Origin of the sequence: Lutibacter profundi, from assembly GCF_001543325.1 — a bacterium.
In the GTDB taxonomy this organism is placed as follows: Bacteria; Bacteroidota; Bacteroidia; order Flavobacteriales; family Flavobacteriaceae; genus Lutibacter; species Lutibacter profundi.
In genome coordinates this window covers 960001-978826 of sequence record NZ_CP013355.1, presented here as the reverse complement: position 1 = coordinate 978826, position 18826 = coordinate 960001, and the positions used below count along the sequence as shown (strand labels likewise).

Here is an 18826-nt window from a genome sequence, read left to right as displayed (position 1 = left end):
CTATTATGCTGTTAATTCTTCGGTTATTGGTTCTTCAGTTTCTAAACGTTTTAAAGCACGTTTAAACTCAATAGGCATCACTTTCACAAAGTTGTTTAAACTAGTTTCCCAATTTTTTAATAATTCTTTACCTCTGTTACTATTTGTGTAAAGAACATGTTTTGTTATCAATGCTTTTAAATCTTTGGCATCTTCAACTTCAATAGTTTCAAATTCTATGGATTGAGTATTACATAATCCGTTTGTGAATTTATTTTTAGGATCGTAGATATAAGCAATTCCTCCGCTCATACCAGCCGCAAAATTCCGTCCTGTTTTACCAAGTACCACTACTTTACCACCGGTCATATATTCACATCCGTGATCTCCAACACCTTCAACTACAGCTGTTGCTCCTGAGTTACGAACCGCAAAACGTTCACCTGCAATACCATTTATATATGCTTCACCTTTAACAGCACCAAATAAACAAACATTACCCGCAATAATATTTTCTTCAGCAATAAAATCTGCTTTAGCGGGTTTCTTAACAATTATCTTAGCGCCGGATAATCCTTTTCCTAAATAATCGTTTGTATTTCCTTCAATGGTAAAAGTTAAACCGTGTGCTCCAAATACTCCAAAACTTTGACCAGCCGATCCTGTAAAATGAATACTTAATGTATCTTCGGGTAATCCCAAATGCCCATAAACTTTTGAAATTTCATTACTTATAATGGCGCCTACTGAACGATTCATATTACAAATAGGATAGTTTAAAACCATTTTTTCTTTTCTAAACAATGCTCTGTGTGAGTCTTTTAGAATTTCAAAATCAAGAACGTCTTTTAAAAAGTGATCTTGCTTTTCTGTATTTTTTAATTGCATTTTAGTATAGCCTTCAGGTACATGTAAAATGGATGATAAATCTAACCCTTTAGCTTTGTAATGTGTAATCGCTTTATTTGGATTTATTTTTGAAGTTTGACCAATCATTTCATCCATGGTTCGGAAACCTAACTGAGCCATAATACTTCTTAATTCTTCAGCAATATAAAAGAAGAAATTAATGACGTGTTCGGGTGTTCCTTTGAAATTTTTACGCAATTCTTTATCTTGGGTTGCAATACCAACCGGACAGGTGTTTAAATGACATTTTCGCATCATAATACAACCTGAAGCTACTAAAGGCGCTGTTGCAAATCCAAATTCTTCAGCACCTAAAAGTGCTGCAATAGCAACATCACGTCCGGTTTTTAGCTGTCCGTCACATTCAACAACAATTCTACTTCTTAAATTATTTATCACCAATGTTTGTTGCGCTTCAGCCAAACCAAGTTCCCAAGGTAACCCCGCATGTTTTAACGAAGTTAATGGAGATGCACCCGTACCACCATCATAACCAGCAATAAGAACAACATCCGCTTTTGCTTTTGCAACACCAGCAGCAATGGTGCCAACACCAACTTCTGAAACTAGTTTTACATTAATGCGCGCTTCTCTATTCGCATTTTTTAAATCGAAAATTAATTGTGCTAAATCTTCAATAGAATAAATATCGTGATGTGGAGGAGGAGAAATTAAACCAACATAAGGTGTAGAATTTCTAGTTTCTGCAATCCAAGGTAATACTTTTTCACCAGGTAATTGACCTCCTTCGCCAGGTTTTGCACCTTGTGCCATTTTAATTTGAATTTCTTTGGCATTGGTTAAATAATGTGAAGTGACTCCAAAACGACCAGAAGCTACTTGTTTAATAGCTGAATTTCGACTATCACCATTTACATCTTTTTGAAAACGCCTTCTGTCTTCACCACCTTCACCTGAATTACTTTTACCGCCAATACGGTTCATAGCAATGGCCAAATTTTCGTGAGCTTCTCTTGAAATAGAGCCATAAGACATTGCACCAGTTTTAAATCGTTTTACAATAGCTGTCCAAGGTTCAACTTCATCAATAGGAATTGGGTCGAGGTTATTAAATTCAAATAAACCTCTAATGGTCATTAAATTTTCAGCTTGATCATTTACTGCTTTTGCGTATGCATCATAACTTTTTTGATCGCTTAAGCGTACTGCTTGTTGTAATTTTGCTACTGTTGTTGGATTAAATAAATGTTTTTCCCCTCCACGTCTCCATCTGTAATGGCCACCAATATTTAATCCTAATCTGTTTTTAATGAGTGTTTTTGGGTAGGCGTAATTGTATCTTTTAGAAATTTCTTTTTCAATTTCATACAATCCAATACCTTCAATTCTTGAGGTGGTGTATGGAAAGTATTTTTCAACAAATTTAGAATTGAAGCCAACAATTTCAAAAATTTGAGAACCTCTGTAAGAGTGTAAAGTAGAGATTCCAATTTTATTCATAATTTTTAAAATACCTTGCCCAATGGCTTTATTAAAATTATCTACAGCTTTTTGCTCATCAATACCTGTAATAAATCCTTTTTTAACTTGAACTCTAATAAGTTCATTTACCATATATGGATTAACTGCACTGGCGCCATAACCAAATAAAGTAGCAAATTGATGTGGCTCTCTAGGTTCTGCAGATTCAATAATAATATCAAAATAAGAACGTTTTCTCAATCTGTTTAGTGAATGGTTTACGTAGGAACAAGCCAATAAAGCGGGGATAGGTGCAAATTCTTTATTAGCACCTCTGTCAGATAAAATAATAATATTTGTTTTGTTGTCTACAGCTTTGGATACTTGACTTATAATAGCTTCTAAAGCATCTTCTAAACCATTCAATCCTCTATCTTTTTTATAAAGAATTTCAATAGTAATAGATTTAAAATCATTTAGTGAGATGTGTCTTATTTTTTCTAAATCATTATTTGAAATTACTGGATTCTGAATAGTAAGTTTTCTACATTGTCTTTCCGTAATACTGAAGATATTTCTGTCTTTTCCTAAATTTAAACTAATATCGGTCACAATTTCTTCTCTAATTCCATCTAAAGGCGGATTGGTAACCTGCGCAAATAGTTGTTTAAAATAGTTAGATATTAGTTGAGGTCTGTCTGATAAAACAGCAAGCGGAGTATCAATTCCCATAGAACCTAACGCTTCTTTGCCATTTTGTGCCATAGGTGTAATTACTACTTGAATATCTTCAGTAGTATAATTAAACAACCGAGAACGTGTTTTAAGATCTGTGTTTTCTATAGGACAAACTTTATTGGTATTAGGTAAATCACTTAAATTTTTCCGAGTAGCATCCAACCATTTTTTATAAGGTCTTTCTGAAACAATTTTAGATTTTATTTCTTCATCATTAATAATTCTACCTTCATTCATATCAACCAGAAACATTTTTCCGGGTTCTAATCTACCATGTCTTTCAACATCTTCAGGAGCTATATCAACTACGCCAATTTCTGAAGACATAATTAGTTTTCCACTTTTTGTAACCGTATATCTTGAAGGTCTTAGTCCGTTTCTGTCTAATAAAGCACCAATATAATCCCCATCAGTAAAAGGAATGGAAGCAGGACCGTCCCAAGGTTCCATAATACATGCATTGTACTCGTAAAATGCCTTTCTCTCATCAGACATTGTTAAGTGCTTTTCCCAGGCTTCAGGAACCATCATCATCATTACTTCAGGTAAAGATCTACCAGATAATGAAAGTAATTCAACCACCATATCCATGGAGGCTGAATCAGATTTTCCAGGTAAAATAATAGGAAATAATTTTTCAATTTGATTACCAAATATTTCACTGCGCATAATTTCTTCACGCACACGCATTCTACCAACGTTTCCTCTCAAGGTGTTTATCTCTCCATTTTGACACATGATTCTAAATGGTTGTGCCAATTCCCATGAAGGCATTGTGTTTGTTGAAAAACGCTGATGTACTAATGCCAATCTAGTTACTAAATCGGGCTGTTGTAAATCAATAAAATAAGGGCCAATATCTTCAGGCATAATAATGCCCTTATAAATTAGTGTAGTATGAGAAAAACTTGAAACATAAAAGTATGAACTTTCAGACATTTTTGAATTGGCAATAGTATGCTCTGTAATTTTTCGAGCTGCATATAATTTTGCTTTAAAAATATGCTCATCTTTAATAGTGCCTTTACCAACAAATAGTTGATTTATTGTGGGTTCTGAAGCGAGTGCAATTTCACCAAGCTGAGAAGAATCTACCGGTACATCTCTCCATCCTAAAATTTCAAGACCTTGATTTAATATTTCTTTTTCAAAAACAGCTATACAATAGTTATATTGATTTTTATTTTTAGGTAAAAAAGTCATGCCAACAGCATATTCTCTTCTTGCAGGTAATTTAAAATCACAAACTCTATTAAAATATTCATGAGGAATATCAATTAAAAGCCCGGCGCCATCTCCAGTTTTTCCATCAGAACTTACACCGCCACGATGTTCTAGTTTCACTAATATTTCTAAAGCATCATGTATAATTTGATTTGTTTTTTCTCCTTTTAAGTTACATATAAAACCCGCACCACAGTTTTCATGTTCAAATTCAGGTAAGTAAAGTCCTTGTTTTATCATTGTAAAGTTATTTGTAGAATAGTTACAAAAATAAGAAAACACAGGTTTATATATTAATAAATCTACGAATACGTTATCGTATATTCAATAAAACAATAAGAATGTTGAAAATAATTAAAACAGCAATAAATGTATTGTTTTTTTAGGGTTTTAATAATCAGAATTAAATTAATTTCACATCAAATGTTTCCATAAAATCCGTAGAGCTACAAAAGCAATTAGTATAGAAGTGCCTTTTTTAAGTTTTATAGGTGAAATAAATTTCACACTTAATCTAGAACCTATTTGGCCTCCAATTAAAACAGTAAACATTAAAATTAGTGTAATGGTTGGTTCAATTGAAAAGTTTGGATTTAAATATTGACCACTTAAGCCAGCAATAGAATTTACCAATATAAAAAAACTTGAAGTTGCCGCAATTCTTTTGGGGGTATCCCATTTGGTTAAATGTAAAAGAGGAGATAAAAAAATACCACCCCCAATACCAACCATTCCTGAAATAAATCCAATTACTCCACCATAAGAAACATCTTTTGCTGTAGAATTTTGGAAATTACTTTCTTTAGATTTTTTAGTGATAAATTTTGAAGACCACATTAAAACAGCTGCAATAAAAAGTGTTACTCCTAAAAGGATGAAGAAAAATTTTTGACTAATTTTTAAATAGCCACCAAGAAAAGCCATAGGTACACTCATTAAAACTAATGGAATTATTTTTTTCCAATTAAAAAGATTGTTTTTAATGTAAATGTAACTTCCGCCAGAAACAACAACAATGTTGCACAATAAGGCAATTGCTCTAATATGAATAAAAGTTAATGAAGTTAAAGCAAGTACAGCCAAATAACTAGATCCACCACCAAACCCCACAGAAGAGTAAAGAATAGCTATAAAAAAAAATAATAGAATTATTTCCCAGTTTAAAAGAAGAGTTTCCAAAAGAAAAGAAATATTCATATGAATCATAAAATTAATGAGAACACGAAAATACATTATTTTTCTTTCGGTTTATAAAGTATAGTTGATTTATAGAGTGAAATATTTTACTCCAATACGATAAATTGACCTCTACTTTTATAATAATCATAAAGTTAGCAAGTAATATTTGATACATTCTTATATTTTTGATAGTTAAAATAAATTATTATCTTTCAAAAAAATAAAATCATGAGTTATTCAAAACCAACATTTAAAGAAAAATATGGGAATTTTATAAACGGTAAATTTGTAAACCCAGTAGGAGGTGCGTATTTTGAAAATAGGTCACCAATAGACAATTCATTAATTGCAAAGTATGCACGTTCACAAAAAGAAGATGTGAATAACGCTGTGGCCGCAGCAAATGCAGCTCAAGATGCCTGGGGTAAAACTTCAGCAGCAGAAAGAGCAGCTCTTCTAAATAAAGTAGCAGATATTATTGAAGCTAATTTGGAAGAATTTGCTTTGGTAGAAACGTGTGATAACGGAAAAGCAATTAGGGAAACCTTAAATGCAGATATTCCGTTGTCTATTGATCATTGGCGTTATTTTGCAGCTGTAATTAGAGCAGAAGAAGGTTCAGCAACTGAGTTAGATGCAAATACTTTATCAATGAATATTAAAGAACCCTTAGGAGTGGTTGCACAAATTATTCCTTGGAATTTTCCATTGTTAATGTTGTCATGGAAATTACCTCCAGCTTTAGCAGCCGGAAACTGTGTCATATTAAAACCAGCCGAGCAAACTCCTTCGTCAGCAACCTTATTAATGGAAAAAATTGCAGATGTATTTCCTCCTGGAGTTCTTAATATTATTCACGGTTTTGGTCCAGAAGCAGGAAAACCTTTAGCATCACACTCTGGAGTTAATAAAGTGGCTTTTACAGGTGAAACAACTACAGGTCAATTGATAATGCAATATGCATCTAAAAATTTAAACCCTGTTACAATGGAATTAGGTGGAAAATCTCCTAATATTTTCTTTAATAGTGTTATGGATGAAGATGATGCGTTTTTAGATAAAGCAATTGAGGGTGCTGTTTTATTTGCATTTAATCAAGGCGAAGTTTGTACCTGTCCTTCAAGAATATTAGTGCAAGAAGATATTTACGATAAATTTATGGAAAAGGTAGTAGCTAGAACAAAAGCTATCAATCAAACCAATCCATACGATATTAATTGTATGATGGGTGCTCAAGCATCTAATGATCAATATGAAAAAATTCTATCTTATATCAAAATAGGAAAGGAAGAAGGCGCAAAAGTATTGGCTGGTGGTGATGTTTGTAAATTAGAAGGAGAATTAGCGAATGGTTATTATATACAGCCTACTATTTTAGAAGGACACAATAAAATGCGTGTTTTCCAAGAAGAAATTTTTGGACCGGTTGTGGCTGTTACTAAATTTAAAGATGAAGCAGAAGCATTGGAAATTGCGAATGATACACTTTATGGTTTAGGAGCTGGAGTTTGGACTAGAGATGCACATCAATTATATCAAATACCAAGAGCAATTAAAGCTGGTAGAGTTTGGGTGAATTGTTATCATGCATATCCTGCTCATGCACCATTTGGTGGTTATAAAAAATCAGGATTTGGTCGTGAAAATCATTTAATGATGATGAATCATTATCGCCAAACTAAAAACATGTTGATTTCTTACGACAAAAATAAATTAGGTTTCTTTTAGAAAGTAGATTAAAATAACAAAAGCTGACTGTATTTTTTGCGGTCAGCTTTTTAAACTTCATTTGAATGAGTTTTGAAAGAGTGGCAATTACAGAAGAAGCATCAAAAATAGTAGAACAGTTAAAAGCCAAGCATGGCGAATTAATATTTCATCAAAGTGGCGGTTGTTGTGATGGTTCAGCACCTATGATTTTTGAAAAAGAAGATATGTATTTGGATGATAGTGATATACTGTTAGGACAATTAGTAGGAGTGAATTATTATATGAACCAAGATCAATTTGAATATTGGAAACACACACATTTAACAGTTGATATTACTAAAGGAAGAGGTTCTAGTTTTTCACTTGAAATTCCACTCGGAATCAGGTTTATTATTCATTCTAGAATATTAACAGAAGAGGAAAATTCAGCATTAAATAAATAATAAAATAATAAAGAGGAAAGTATAAATGAGTAATTATCACATAAAACATTTAGAAGAATATTATCAAGTTTATAGAAAATCAATTCGGTATCCAGAAGTTTTTTGGGAAGAAGTAGCAGAAGAGCATTTTGTTTGGCGTAAAAGATGGGATAAAGTTTTAAGTTGGGATTTTACAAAACCTGAAGTAAAATGGTTTGAAGGCGCAAAATTAAATATTACTGAAAACTGCATTGATAGACATTTAAGAATTAGAGGAGAAAAAACGGCTATTTTATTTGAACCAAATAATCCAGAAGAAGATACTCAGCATATTACCTATCAACAATTATATGAGCGTGTAAATAAGTTTGCCAATGTGTTAAAATCGCAAGGAATTAAAAAAGGAGATCGTGTATGTATCTATTTACCTATGATTCCAGAATTAGCAATTTCTTTATTGGCTTGTGCACGCATTGGAGCAATTCATTCTGTAGTTTTTGCAGGTTTTTCAGCAACCGCATTGGCAACAAGAATTAATGACGCAGATTGTAAAATGGTAATTACTTCTGATGGTTCTTATAGAGGAAGTAAAACCATAGACTTAAAAGGAATTGTAGATGAAGGAGTTGCACAATGTCCTTGTGTTGAGACAGTATTAGTAGCAAAGCGTATTCATTCAGAAATTAACATGAAAGAAGGCCGTGATCAATGGTTACAACCATTATTAGATGCAGCATCTAATGAATGTGAACCAGAAATTATGGATGCAGAAGATCCGTTGTTTATATTGTATACTTCAGGGTCTACAGGAAAGCCAAAAGGAATGGTACATTCAACAGCGGGATATATGATTTACACTGCATATACATTTAAGAATGTATTTAATTATAGAGAAAATGATGTGTATTGGTGTACCGCTGATATTGGATGGATTACCGGGCACAGTTATATTGTGTATGGCCCATTAGCAAATGGAGCAACCACTGTTATGTTTGAAGGAGTACCTAACTACCCAGATTTTGGTCGTTTTTGGGAAATAGTAGAAAAGCATAAAATTAACCAGTTTTATACTGCTCCAACGGCGATTAGAGCACTAGCTAAAGAAAATTTAGATTATGTAGAAAAGTATGATTTGTCGTCTTTAAAAGTTTTAGGGTCAGTAGGTGAGCCTATAAATGAAGAAGCTTGGCATTGGTATAACGACAATGTAGGGAAAAAGAAAAGTCCAATTGTTGACACATGGTGGCAAACAGAAACAGGAGGAATGATGATTTCACCTATACCGTATGCCACACCAACAAAACCAACGTATGCAACCTTACCGTTACCAGGAGTTCAATTGGCTTTAATGGATGAGCATGGTAACGAGATTACAGGGAATCAAGTAGATGGACGCTTATGTATTAAATTTCCATGGCCTGCTATGGCTAGAACTATTTGGGGGAATCATGAGCGTTACAGAGAAACGTATTTTTCAGCATTTAAAAACATGTATTTTACAGGAGATGGAGCATTGCGTGATGAGGTGGGGTATTATAGAATTACAGGTAGGGTAGATGATGTAATAATTGTATCGGGTCATAATTTAGGAACCGCTCCTATTGAAGATGCTATTAATGAACATCAAGCAGTTGCAGAATCGGCAATTGTTGGTTTTCCTCATGATGTAAAAGGAAGTGCTCTCTATGGTTTTGTTATTCTAAAGGAAACAGGAGAATCTCGAAAGCATGAAAATTTACGAAAAGAAATTAATCAAATAATTACTGAACATATTGGACCAATTGCGAAGCTAGATAAAATTCAATTTACTGTTGGATTACCAAAAACAAGAAGTGGTAAAATTATGAGACGTATTTTGCGCAAAATAGCTTGTAATGAAACAGATAATTTGGGAGATATTTCAACTTTATTAAATCCAGATGTAGTACAGTCTATTATCGATGGTTCATTAGTTAAAAAATAAAACGAATTATTTATTTAAAGCTTATAAAATGTCAACTTGAATTGGTATCAGGTTGGCATTTTTTTTGAATTTTTTTTAGGGCAAGGTCTCTCATGAAAAACATTAAAAGATAAAAATATCTTTAAATCGTTATTTAGATTTATTTTAAATTAATTACCAAATTCTAAAAACTGACATAAGTCAGCTTTTTGATTAATGAAATACAATTATCTTTGTAACAAATGTTACAAAATTAAGAAGATGCCTATAAAAAGTTACATTATTCATTATGAAGAAGATAAGAAAGAAGCATTTGTTAAGGAACTTCAAAAATTACAAAACTGTGAAGTTTTTCCAGCTAAAAATCACGACGTAATTGTGGTTGTTACTGAAACAGAGACAGAAGAATTAGACACAAAATTATATCATAAATTACTAGATGTAAATGGCTTAAAACATTTGTCATTAGTTTCTGGTTTTGATACTAAATAATAGATAAAATGATACAAGAAAGCATAGATCGCAGGTCTTTTATTAAAAAAATGGCAGCTGTAGCTGCAATGACAACTGCTGCTACAATGTTCCCAGGAATTATTTTTGCCTCTGAGCAAATTGAAAATTTACCAAGCGGAGGTAATTTGGAATGGAAAAAAGGCCCATGTCGTTTCTGTGGTGTTGGCTGTGGTATTTTAGTTGGAGTAGAAAAAGGGAAGGCAGTTGCAGTAAAAGGAGATCCAAATAGTTCAGTTAATAAAGGCTTACTTTGTGTAAAAGGATACCACCAAACAATGTGTATTCAGGCAAAAGATAGATTAACACATGCCTTGGTTAAAAAAAATGGTAGTTATATAAAAATACCAATTGATGAAGCCTTGGATATTGTTGCAAACAAAATGAAGGAAACCATTGAGAAACATGGGAAAGATGCTGTTGCAATGTATACATCAGGTCAGTCAACAATACCTGAAGGTTATGTAGCTTCAAAATTAATGAAAGGAGCTATTGGAACCAATAATTTAGATTGTAATGCACGTTTATGTATGGCAAGTGCTGTTGCAGGGTTTTTAACAACTTTTGGAGCCGATGAGCCAATGGGTTGTTATGAAGATATCAATCACGCAGATTATTTTATTACTTGGGGAAATAATATGGCAGAAATGCATCCAGTATTATTTTCAAGAATGTTAGAACAAAAAAACAATAGAGGAGCTAAAATTATTGATTTTGCTACCCGAACTACTCGTTCTAGTATGGCCTCTAATAAGTCTATTTTGTTTGAACCACAAACAGATTTGGCTGTGGCTAATGCCATTTGTTATGAAATAATAAATAACGGTTGGGTAAATAAATTATTTGTAGAAAAGCATTGTAATTTTAGTAAGGGTTCTACCAATATTGGGTATGGTATAGAAGATAATTTTAAATTTAAAGACAAACCTGTAGGGATTAATTTTGAAGAATTTAAAAAGTTTTTGGAAGATTATACTCCAGAAAAAGTAGCAAAATATTCTAAAGTTTCTGTAAAAGATATCAAGTATTTAGCAAACATTTATGGAGACCCAAATAAAAAAGTAGTTTCGTATTGGTGTATGGGTATGAATCAACATACTCGTGGTACTTGGATAAATAATTTAGTATATAACATTCATTTATTAACAGGAAAAATATCACAACCCGGTAATGGTCCTTTCTCTTTAACAGGGCAACCATCTGCTTGTGGAACCGCTCGTGAAGTAGGTACGTTTACACATAAATTGCCAAAAGGAGTGGTAATGAATGAAAAGCACCGAAGATTGGCAGCTAAAATATGGAAAGTACCTTATGAGAATATTCCTTCAAAACCTACATATCACGCAACGGAAATGTTTAGAGCCGTTGACCGAGGAGATATCAAATTTATTTGGACACAAGTTACCAATCCGTTAGTATCATTACCAAAAACAAGTCGTTACCGTTCAGGAATGGAAAAAAATTCATGTTTTGTAGTAGTTTCAGATGTATTCCCAACACCAACTTCTGATGTAGCAGATGTTATTTTACCAGCATCTTGGCATATTGAAAAAAGTGGATTGTATGGGAATTCAGAACGCAGAACCCAGCACTGGGATAAAATGATTGAAGGCCCGGGTGATACAACTCCTGATGCTTGGATGACTATTGAGGTAGCAAAAAGAATGGGTTATGGTGATTTATTTCCTTATTCAGAAGAAAATCACGTAGAAGAAATATATAATGAGTACATACAATTTCATGAAGGAGCCAAACATGGAATGGCTCCATTAGAGGTTTTAAAGAAAGAGTCTGGTGCAATTTGGCCCTATGTAAATGGAAAATCTACGCAGTGGAGATTTAATGCTGTGTACGACCCTGCTTGTTCTAATGGAGAAGATTTTCATTTCTATGGAAAACCAGATGGGAAAGCTGTTATTTGGCAACGACCTTACGAACCAGCAGCAGAATATCCAGATCAAGAGTTTCCATTTTGGTTAAATACAGGACGTGTAATAGAGCATTGGCATACAGGGTCTATGACTAGAAGAATTCCTGTGTTACATAAAGCAATGCCTCATGCGTATGTAGAATTTCATCCAGAGGATGCCAAAACATTAGGAATTAGAAATGGTGAAAAGGTAAAAGTAACATCTAGAAGAGGTTCTTGTACATTACCAGCCTCAATAAATCAGCGAGGTTTACCAACAAGAGGGCAAGTATTTGTGCCATTTTTTGATGAGAGTATGTTAATTAACGATGTTACATTAGATGCTTTTTGTCCAATTTCTAAAGAACCTGATTATAAGAAATGTGCTGTAAAAGTTGAAAGGGTTTAACAAAGTAAAAACACACAAATGAAACGATTATTTTTAATAGTACTATTTACTCTGTTAATGTTTACAGTCATTTATATTTGGTCTAAAAGCTATTATACATCACAAGAAGAAGCTTATGTTGATCTTTCAATAGAAACAGAACAAGCATTTATCCCCTCTGAAAAAGGAGTGTTTGAGCGGGCTAAGTATGCATTGGATTATGCAAAAATGCCTGAAGATAAAAATCATCAAAGAACGTTGCAAACATACTATAACAATAGAGCTTTTCACGGAGCTCCTCCAAGTATTCCTCATCCAGTAATTGATGATTTAATCATAGGAGGGAAGAGTTGCTTAAAATGTCATCAAAATGGAGGTTATGTACCCAAGTATAAAGCTTATGCACCTGTAGTGCCTCACCCAGAAAAAGTAAATTGCCGTCAATGCCATGTTACGGAAAACACTAAAGGTGTATTTAAAAATTATACGAAGCAAGATTTTTATGTACCTATTGAAGACAATGCAGCATTTGTTGGAGCGCCTCCGGTAATTCCACATCAAATTCAGTTGCATGAGAATTGTTTGGCATGTCACGCAGGGCCAGCAGTACCAAAAGAAATTAGAGTCATTCATCCAGAACGTTCAAATTGTAGACAATGTCATGTGGTGAATAATAAAGAATTGAAGGATATAGGGAATTTTATACGATAACAAGATGAAATATTTAAAGATAACCATAATTAAAAAAGTGATGTTAGGTACATTCATTTGCTTGTTTGTAATTTCTTGTAAACACAATGAAAAAAAATATCATAATGTGATGGAAAAAATAGAAGGAGAAAGTGTTAATTACAAAGCGCCTTCAGAAAGTTCTTCTATGATAAATGCTGAAATTAAAACAGTACTAGTAGAAGAAGGTGAAACAGCGTTTTTAATTCCCGAACGCAAGAGCCAACTATCATCTTATAATTGCGTAGAGTGCCATACGGAGCCATTAGAAGCACTGGTACAAAAGCAAGCTGATAAAAAAGCAGCACATTGGGACATTAAATTAAACCATGCAAACTCTGAAACAATGAATTGTGCTACCTGTCATACTTCAAATGATATGGGAAATTTACATAGTTTAACAAGTAGTACTATTGATTTTAACTACAGTCATAAATTGTGTAGCCAATGTCACCAAAAAGAATTTAAAGATTGGAAAGGCGGTGCTCATGGAAAACAGCTAGGAGGTTGGGCGCCACCAAGATTATCAAATACTTGTGTGAATTGCCACAATCCACATACACCACAATTTGAAAAACGTTGGCCTGCACGTTTCAATACTGAAAAAGTTAAAGAAAGACAATAACTTAAGAAATTAAACAATGAGTAACAATACTAAAAAATGGTTTTCTTTAAACTTAAATCAATCTAAAAAATTAGAAGATTGTAGTTGTGGAAACAATACAGGTTCTTGCGAAGAGAAAACACCTAAAGATGGATACAGTCAGGTAATGGATGTATCAATGAGCAGAAGATCTGCATTTAAAAAACTAACAGCCGGACTTTTAATTGGAGCTGGAGCAGTAAGTACATCTTGTAGTGTTATTGGTGGAGATGAAAGCAAAGAAAAATCAGCTATTGAATGGGACGAATACTTTAAAGGGAATTATAAATTAATGACTGATAAAGAAAAGAATGAAACGGTAAATCGTTTGGTTCGTTCCTATGAATTAAGAACAGGAAAGAAAATAAACATGTCTTCAAAAGATGCTGAAGAGGATGTATTATTTGGATATGCATTTAATATCTCTAAATGTCAGGGATATATGGATTGTGTAAATGCTTGTATTGAAGAAAACAATCAAGATAGAGCTTCTCAAATGCAATATATACGTATCCATGAAATGGAAGATGGTAAAGGCTTTAATTTTGAAGAAGCTGATGATAATTATTATCATGAAGTTCCAGCTGAAGGGCATTTTTATATGGGTACACAATGTTTTCATTGTGATAACCCACCTTGTGTTGAGGTTTGTCCAGTTCAAGCTACTTGGAAAGAAAAAGATGGTATTGTAGTGATAGATTATGATTGGTGTATTGGATGTCGCTATTGTATGGCTGCGTGCCCTTATGATGGAAGACGATTTAATTGGAAAACACCTGAAGTACCTGAGGAAGAAGTTAATAAAAATCAACATTATTTAGGAAATAGATTACGAAAGAAAGGAGTGATGGAAAAATGTACATTCTGTATACAACGATCACGTAAAGGACAAAATCCGGCTTGTGTTGAGGCTTGTCCTACAGGAGCAAGAACCTTTGGTAATTTATTAGATCCAGATAGTACTATTCGTTGGATTTTAGAAAATAAAAAAGTTTTTAGATTGAAAGAGGATTTGGGTACAGAGCCTAAGTTTTGGTATTATATGGATTAATTAGTTAAATAAATAAAACTGCGTAAGGGATAGAGCGGTATGTTTGAGCTCTTTTTATTGGAAATAAAAAAGCGAGTAGCGAAAGTCCGACCTTTTAGAAATAAAAGGATACGCCCAAATAAAAATAAAAATGAAGACATTAAAAGTTTTAGGAAGTTTAATTAAAGACTCTTTGCTAGAAATTACGCACGGAAGTAAGGCGTACCATATATGGATGGCGGTGCTAACTTTTGTAATGTTGTTTGGAATGTATAATTATGGAATTCAATTAGAGCAGGGTTTAAGTGTTACTGGAATGACAGACCGTGTAAGTTGGGGATTGTATATTTCAAATTTCACTTTTTTAGTAGGTGTTGCGGCTGCGGCTGTGATGTTAGTGCTACCAGCATATGTTTTAAAAAGCATAGATTTTAAGCAAGCAGTTTTAATTGGTGAAGGATTGGCTGTTGCAGCGTTGTTAATGTGTTTAGCGTTTGTAGTTGCAGATATGGGTGGGCCTGCTCGTTTATGGCATATGATACCTGTTATTGGCGTGTTTAACTTTCCAAACTCAATGTTAACTTGGGATGTATTGGTGCTAAATGGATACCTTTTTATAAACATAACAGTACCATTGTATATTTTAATAATGCGTTACCAAGGAAAAACTCCCAATCCTAAAATTTATATTCCTGGGGTATTTATTTCGGTATTTTGGGCAGTAGCAATTCATATGATAACTGCATTTTTGTACCAAGGATTGCAGGCACGTCCGTTTTGGAACAATGCTTTGTTAGGTCCACGATTTTTAGCATCGGCATTTGCTGCAGGGCCAGCATTAATTATTTTAGTATTGGCTGTAATTAGAAAATTTACAGCGTTTAAAGTACCCGATAATACCATAAAAAAAATTAGTTTAATTGTAACTGTTGCTGCCCAAATTAATTTGATTATGTTAATTTCAGAATTGTTTAAAGAGTTTTATGCACCAACACATCATAGTATAAGTGCAGTGTATTTATTTTTTGGCTTGGGTGATAAAACAGCGTTATTGCCTTGGATTTGGACCTCTATTAGTATGAATGTAATTGCTACCACTGTGTTAACATTTCATAAATTGAGAAGTAATTTTAAGGTTTTATATGTTGTATGTGGAATGTTGTTTGTAGCTATTTGGATTGAAAAAGGTTTCGGGTTAATTGTTCCTGGTTTTATTCCAGGCCCTTGGGGTAAAATAGCAGAGTATACTCCAACATTTGTTGAAATTTCAGTTACTATTGGTATTTGGGCAATGGGGGCATTTATATTTACAATTCTTGCAAAAACAGGTATTGCTATTGAATTAGGAAAACTAGTTTATAAGAAGAAATAACGAAGAAAGAATGTTAAAAAGAGGCTGATTGAAGATGCCATTCTGAACTTGTTTCAGAATGGCATCAAATTTTCAATCAGCCTCTTTTATTTTATAAAGTTACGCAGCATCCCATTCTTTTCTAAAACGAAGCAATTCTTGGTCAATTTGTTTTTTTGAAGACGCTATTAATTCATCTACGTTATCAGAAAATATGGGTTCTAGAAAACTTATTTTAATTTCAGTACGCCATTTCCCAAAACAGCGTAAAAAATGTGGAATAAAAGTATCATCACCTATCCAAGCATCAGAAGTGTTTTTGTAATCTAACGCAACGGGAATTACAGGCACGCCTAATTGTGCAGCAATAACAAATGCGCCAGGTTTAAATTTTATAGTAGTAGGTTCAATATGTGTAGTTCCCTCAGGAGTATTTAAAATAGAAAAACCTTTATTTAAAATGATGTTAATCTTATCTAAAGTTTTCATTCTACTATTTTTGTTCTCTCTGTGAACAAAAATTACACCAGTAGTTTTACAAACACTCCCTATCAAAGGCCAAGATTCAACTTCTTTTTTAGCTACGGGATACGCTAAAATATTTCTCAAAATAACTAAAGGGTCAAAGTAACTCCTATGATTTGAGATAATTAATCCCGAAATAGTAGGTTCTTTACCATAAATAGTAATTTTTGTACCTAATATATAATGTAAAACTCTAATTATAAAACGTCTGTAAATAATTGCTCTTTCAATTTTTTTATCTTTACTTTTATAAAATAAGTTAGTAATTAGCAATAGGCTGTAAAAAATTAGCGTAACTAATGCAAATAGTAACAGCCTAACAATTGCTAAAAATGTACGGAGTATTTTCACCTATTTAAAATAACTAAATGTTTCACCTTCTTTAATAGAAAGGAGGGTTTCATAAATTAATTTAATTACATTTTCAACATCATCTTTATGAACCATTTCTACAGTTGTATGCATATAGCGTAATGCTAAAGAAATTAAGGCAGATGGAACACCACCATTGCTATAAGCAAAAGCATCAGTATCGGTTCCTGTTGCTCTTGAAGATGCTAAACGTTGAAAAGGAATTTTATTGGTTTCAGCAGTATCAACAATTAAATCACGTAAATTATTTTGTACAGCAGGAGCATAGCTAATAACAGGGCCGTCACCTGAAATTGTTTCCCCTTCTTTCTTTTTGTCAATCATAGGAGTTGTGGTATCATGACAAACATCAGTAACTATGGCAATATTAGGCTTAATAGTATGAGTTATCATCTCAGCACCACGCAAGCCAATCTCTTCTTGTACAGAATTAGTAATATACAAACCAAACGGAAGTTTTACCTTATTTTCTTTTAACAATCGTGCTACTTCAGCAATCATAAAACCACCCATTCTATTGTCTAAAGCTCTACAAACAAAATTATTTTTGTTCAATATAAAAAATTCATCAGGATAGGTAATAACACAACCAACATGCACTCCTAAAGCTTCAACTTCCTTTTTAGTTTTACAACCTGTATCAATAAAAATATTTTCAAGTTTAGGGGTGTCTTCTTTCCCTTTCATACGCGTATGAATGGCAGGCCACCCAAAAACACCTTTTACTATTCCCTTTTTTGTGTGAATATGTACTATTTTAGATGGTGCTATTAAATGGTCACTACCTCCATTTCTAATCACATATATCAATCCTTCAGGGGTAATATAATTAACGTACCATGAAATTTCATCGGCATGCCCTTCAATCACCACCTTAAATTTAGCGTCAGGATTTATAATACCAACAGCAGTGCCATAGCTATCAGTAATAAAAGTATCTACGTATGGTTTTAAATAATCCATCCAAATCTTTTGCCCTTCATTTTCATAGCCTGTTGGCGATGCATTATTTAAATATTTCTCTAAAAAAAGTATAGATTTTTTGGTAAGTATCGCTTTCTTTTTGCTCATAATTAAGTTAAATTTTCATCAAAAATAAGGAAGTTTTCTCATACTAAAAATAATTATTTGGGCGTTCCCTCGTGGGGCGGGCTTTCACTACTTGCTTTTTAAATTTTTGAACAAAATTTAAAAGAGCTCAAACAGGCCGCTCAATCCCTAACGCTGTAACCCAAATAGCGCAGATTTGCAACCCATGCATTTGACAAATAATAACAATACAACTATGTTGAGATGCAGATTACAAATCTGTACTTTCTGTATTAGAAATCTATGCTTTGCTCGTAATAACGTTATCCTATCCTATTTGTATAGAAATTTATAGAAGTGTTATTTTGATGGTAAACTAAGAAAAGTTAAAAAGGCTAAAGCAGGTTTTTTGCTATCAAATGTTAGGTGTAATTTTAAAAAAACATCTCAAAAATAATAATAGATACTATTACTAATTGTCACGAAAGTAGAAGATAATGGTTGTTCAATGATTTTCAAAAAGGATGTGAACGTTTAAAGCGAAAACAAAATTACAAAATATGCAAGATAGGTATTATGAAAAGGATGTAATTCGAATACATTTATAAAGTAAAAATCAGAACAACCCTAAAAAAGAGAAGATAGTAGCGAACCCTAAAAATTAGAAACAACTATGCGGAATTAGAAGTTGTTATTTTAAAGGGACAGATTGCAAATCCGCGCTATCTCATGGAGCATTTAAATTACAAATAAAATTAGCTGTTAATTATTTTAATAACTTACATTTGAAATCGATTTTTGAATGTTGTATTTTT

Annotated in this window: 13 protein-coding genes; 9 read left to right on the top strand and 4 right to left on the bottom strand. The window is 32.9% G+C overall.

The window, feature by feature from the left end; translation table 11 throughout:
• Positions 1–3: 3 nt before the first annotated feature.
• Positions 4–4512 carry a glutamate synthase large subunit gene (gltB, locus tag Lupro_RS04305; RefSeq protein ID WP_068206606.1) on the bottom strand — a complete coding sequence of 1503 codons (4509 nt, stop codon included), beginning with the start codon at positions 4510–4512 and terminating at the stop codon, positions 4–6.
• 174 nt (positions 4513–4686) lie between these two features.
• Positions 4687–5469 (bottom strand): sulfite exporter TauE/SafE family protein, encoded by a 783-nt coding sequence (locus Lupro_RS04300; protein ID WP_068211436.1) that lies wholly within the window; start codon positions 5467–5469, stop codon positions 4687–4689.
• Between the two features lie 210 nt (positions 5470–5679).
• On the opposite strand from Lupro_RS04300, the gene Lupro_RS04295 reads away from it, so the two are divergent.
• The 9 genes from Lupro_RS04295 to dsrP all read left to right on the top strand — a co-directional run bounded on the left by Lupro_RS04295 (position 5680) and on the right by dsrP (position 16106).
• Positions 5680–7179 (top strand): aldehyde dehydrogenase family protein, encoded by a 1500-nt coding sequence (locus Lupro_RS04295; RefSeq protein WP_068206605.1) that lies wholly within the window; start codon positions 5680–5682, stop codon positions 7177–7179.
• Between the two features lie 65 nt (positions 7180–7244).
• Positions 7245–7604, top strand: a complete 360-nt coding sequence (locus Lupro_RS04290; protein ID WP_068206602.1) for a DUF779 domain-containing protein — start codon at positions 7245–7247, stop codon at positions 7602–7604.
• Positions 7605–7629: 25 nt separating this feature from the next.
• Complete coding sequence (acs, locus tag Lupro_RS04285) at positions 7630–9546, top strand: acetate--CoA ligase (RefSeq protein ID WP_068206601.1); 1917 nt, start codon at positions 7630–7632, stop codon at positions 9544–9546.
• A 240-nt stretch (positions 9547–9786) separates the two neighbouring features.
• Positions 9787–10017, top strand: a complete 231-nt coding sequence (locus tag Lupro_RS04280) for a chaperone NapD (RefSeq protein WP_068206598.1) — start codon at positions 9787–9789, stop codon at positions 10015–10017.
• Between the two features lie 8 nt (positions 10018–10025).
• The gene (locus Lupro_RS04275; RefSeq protein WP_068206596.1) at positions 10026–12353 is read left to right on the top strand and encodes a molybdopterin-dependent oxidoreductase; all 2328 of its coding nucleotides are present in this window, start codon (positions 10026–10028) and stop codon (positions 12351–12353) included.
• 18 nt (positions 12354–12371) lie between these two features.
• The gene (locus Lupro_RS04270) at positions 12372–13043 is read left to right on the top strand and encodes a cytochrome C (RefSeq protein ID WP_068206595.1); all 672 of its coding nucleotides are present in this window, start codon (positions 12372–12374) and stop codon (positions 13041–13043) included.
• Between the two features lie 4 nt (positions 13044–13047).
• Positions 13048–13686, top strand: a complete 639-nt coding sequence (locus Lupro_RS04265; protein ID WP_068206593.1) for a cytochrome C — start codon at positions 13048–13050, stop codon at positions 13684–13686.
• Positions 13687–13702: 16 nt separating this feature from the next.
• Positions 13703–14755 carry a 4Fe-4S dicluster domain-containing protein gene (locus Lupro_RS04260; RefSeq protein WP_068206592.1) on the top strand — a complete coding sequence of 351 codons (1053 nt, stop codon included), beginning with the start codon at positions 13703–13705 and terminating at the stop codon, positions 14753–14755.
• Between the two features lie 130 nt (positions 14756–14885).
• Positions 14886–16106: a sulfate reduction electron transfer complex DsrMKJOP subunit DsrP gene (gene dsrP / locus Lupro_RS04255; RefSeq protein WP_068206590.1), complete on the top strand. Its 1221-nt coding sequence runs from the start codon at positions 14886–14888 to the stop codon at positions 16104–16106.
• Positions 16107–16205: 99 nt separating this feature from the next.
• On the opposite strand, the gene Lupro_RS04250 is transcribed toward dsrP, so the two are convergent.
• Both Lupro_RS04250 and Lupro_RS04245 read right to left on the bottom strand, forming a co-directional pair.
• Complete coding sequence (locus tag Lupro_RS04250) at positions 16206–16961, bottom strand: lysophospholipid acyltransferase family protein (protein ID WP_082703853.1); 756 nt, start codon at positions 16959–16961, stop codon at positions 16206–16208.
• On the bottom strand, positions 16962–18053 hold the full coding sequence (locus Lupro_RS04245; protein ID WP_068206586.1) for a M42 family metallopeptidase: 1092 nt from the start codon (positions 18051–18053) through the stop codon (positions 16962–16964).
• Positions 18054–18826: the final 773 nt, after the last annotated feature.

Coding starts and splice junctions, on each gene's coding strand:
- gltB (WP_068206606.1), bottom strand. CDS start 4,512: ATGATAAAACAAGGACTTTACTTACCTGAATTTGAACATGAAAACTGT.
- Lupro_RS04300 (WP_068211436.1), bottom strand. CDS start 5,469: ATGAATATTTCTTTTCTTTTGGAAACTCTTCTTTTAAACTGGGAAATA.
- Lupro_RS04295 (WP_068206605.1), top strand. CDS start 5,680: ATGAGTTATTCAAAACCAACATTTAAAGAAAAATATGGGAATTTTATA.
- Lupro_RS04290 (WP_068206602.1), top strand. CDS start 7,245: ATGAGTTTTGAAAGAGTGGCAATTACAGAAGAAGCATCAAAAATAGTA.
- acs (WP_068206601.1), top strand. CDS start 7,630: ATGAGTAATTATCACATAAAACATTTAGAAGAATATTATCAAGTTTAT.
- Lupro_RS04280 (WP_068206598.1), top strand. CDS start 9,787: ATGCCTATAAAAAGTTACATTATTCATTATGAAGAAGATAAGAAAGAA.
- Lupro_RS04275 (WP_068206596.1), top strand. CDS start 10,026: ATGATACAAGAAAGCATAGATCGCAGGTCTTTTATTAAAAAAATGGCA.
- Lupro_RS04270 (WP_068206595.1), top strand. CDS start 12,372: ATGAAACGATTATTTTTAATAGTACTATTTACTCTGTTAATGTTTACA.
- Lupro_RS04265 (WP_068206593.1), top strand. CDS start 13,048: ATGAAATATTTAAAGATAACCATAATTAAAAAAGTGATGTTAGGTACA.
- Lupro_RS04260 (WP_068206592.1), top strand. CDS start 13,703: ATGAGTAACAATACTAAAAAATGGTTTTCTTTAAACTTAAATCAATCT.
- dsrP (WP_068206590.1), top strand. CDS start 14,886: ATGAAGACATTAAAAGTTTTAGGAAGTTTAATTAAAGACTCTTTGCTA.
- Lupro_RS04245 (WP_068206586.1), bottom strand. CDS start 18,053: ATGAGCAAAAAGAAAGCGATACTTACCAAAAAATCTATACTTTTTTTA.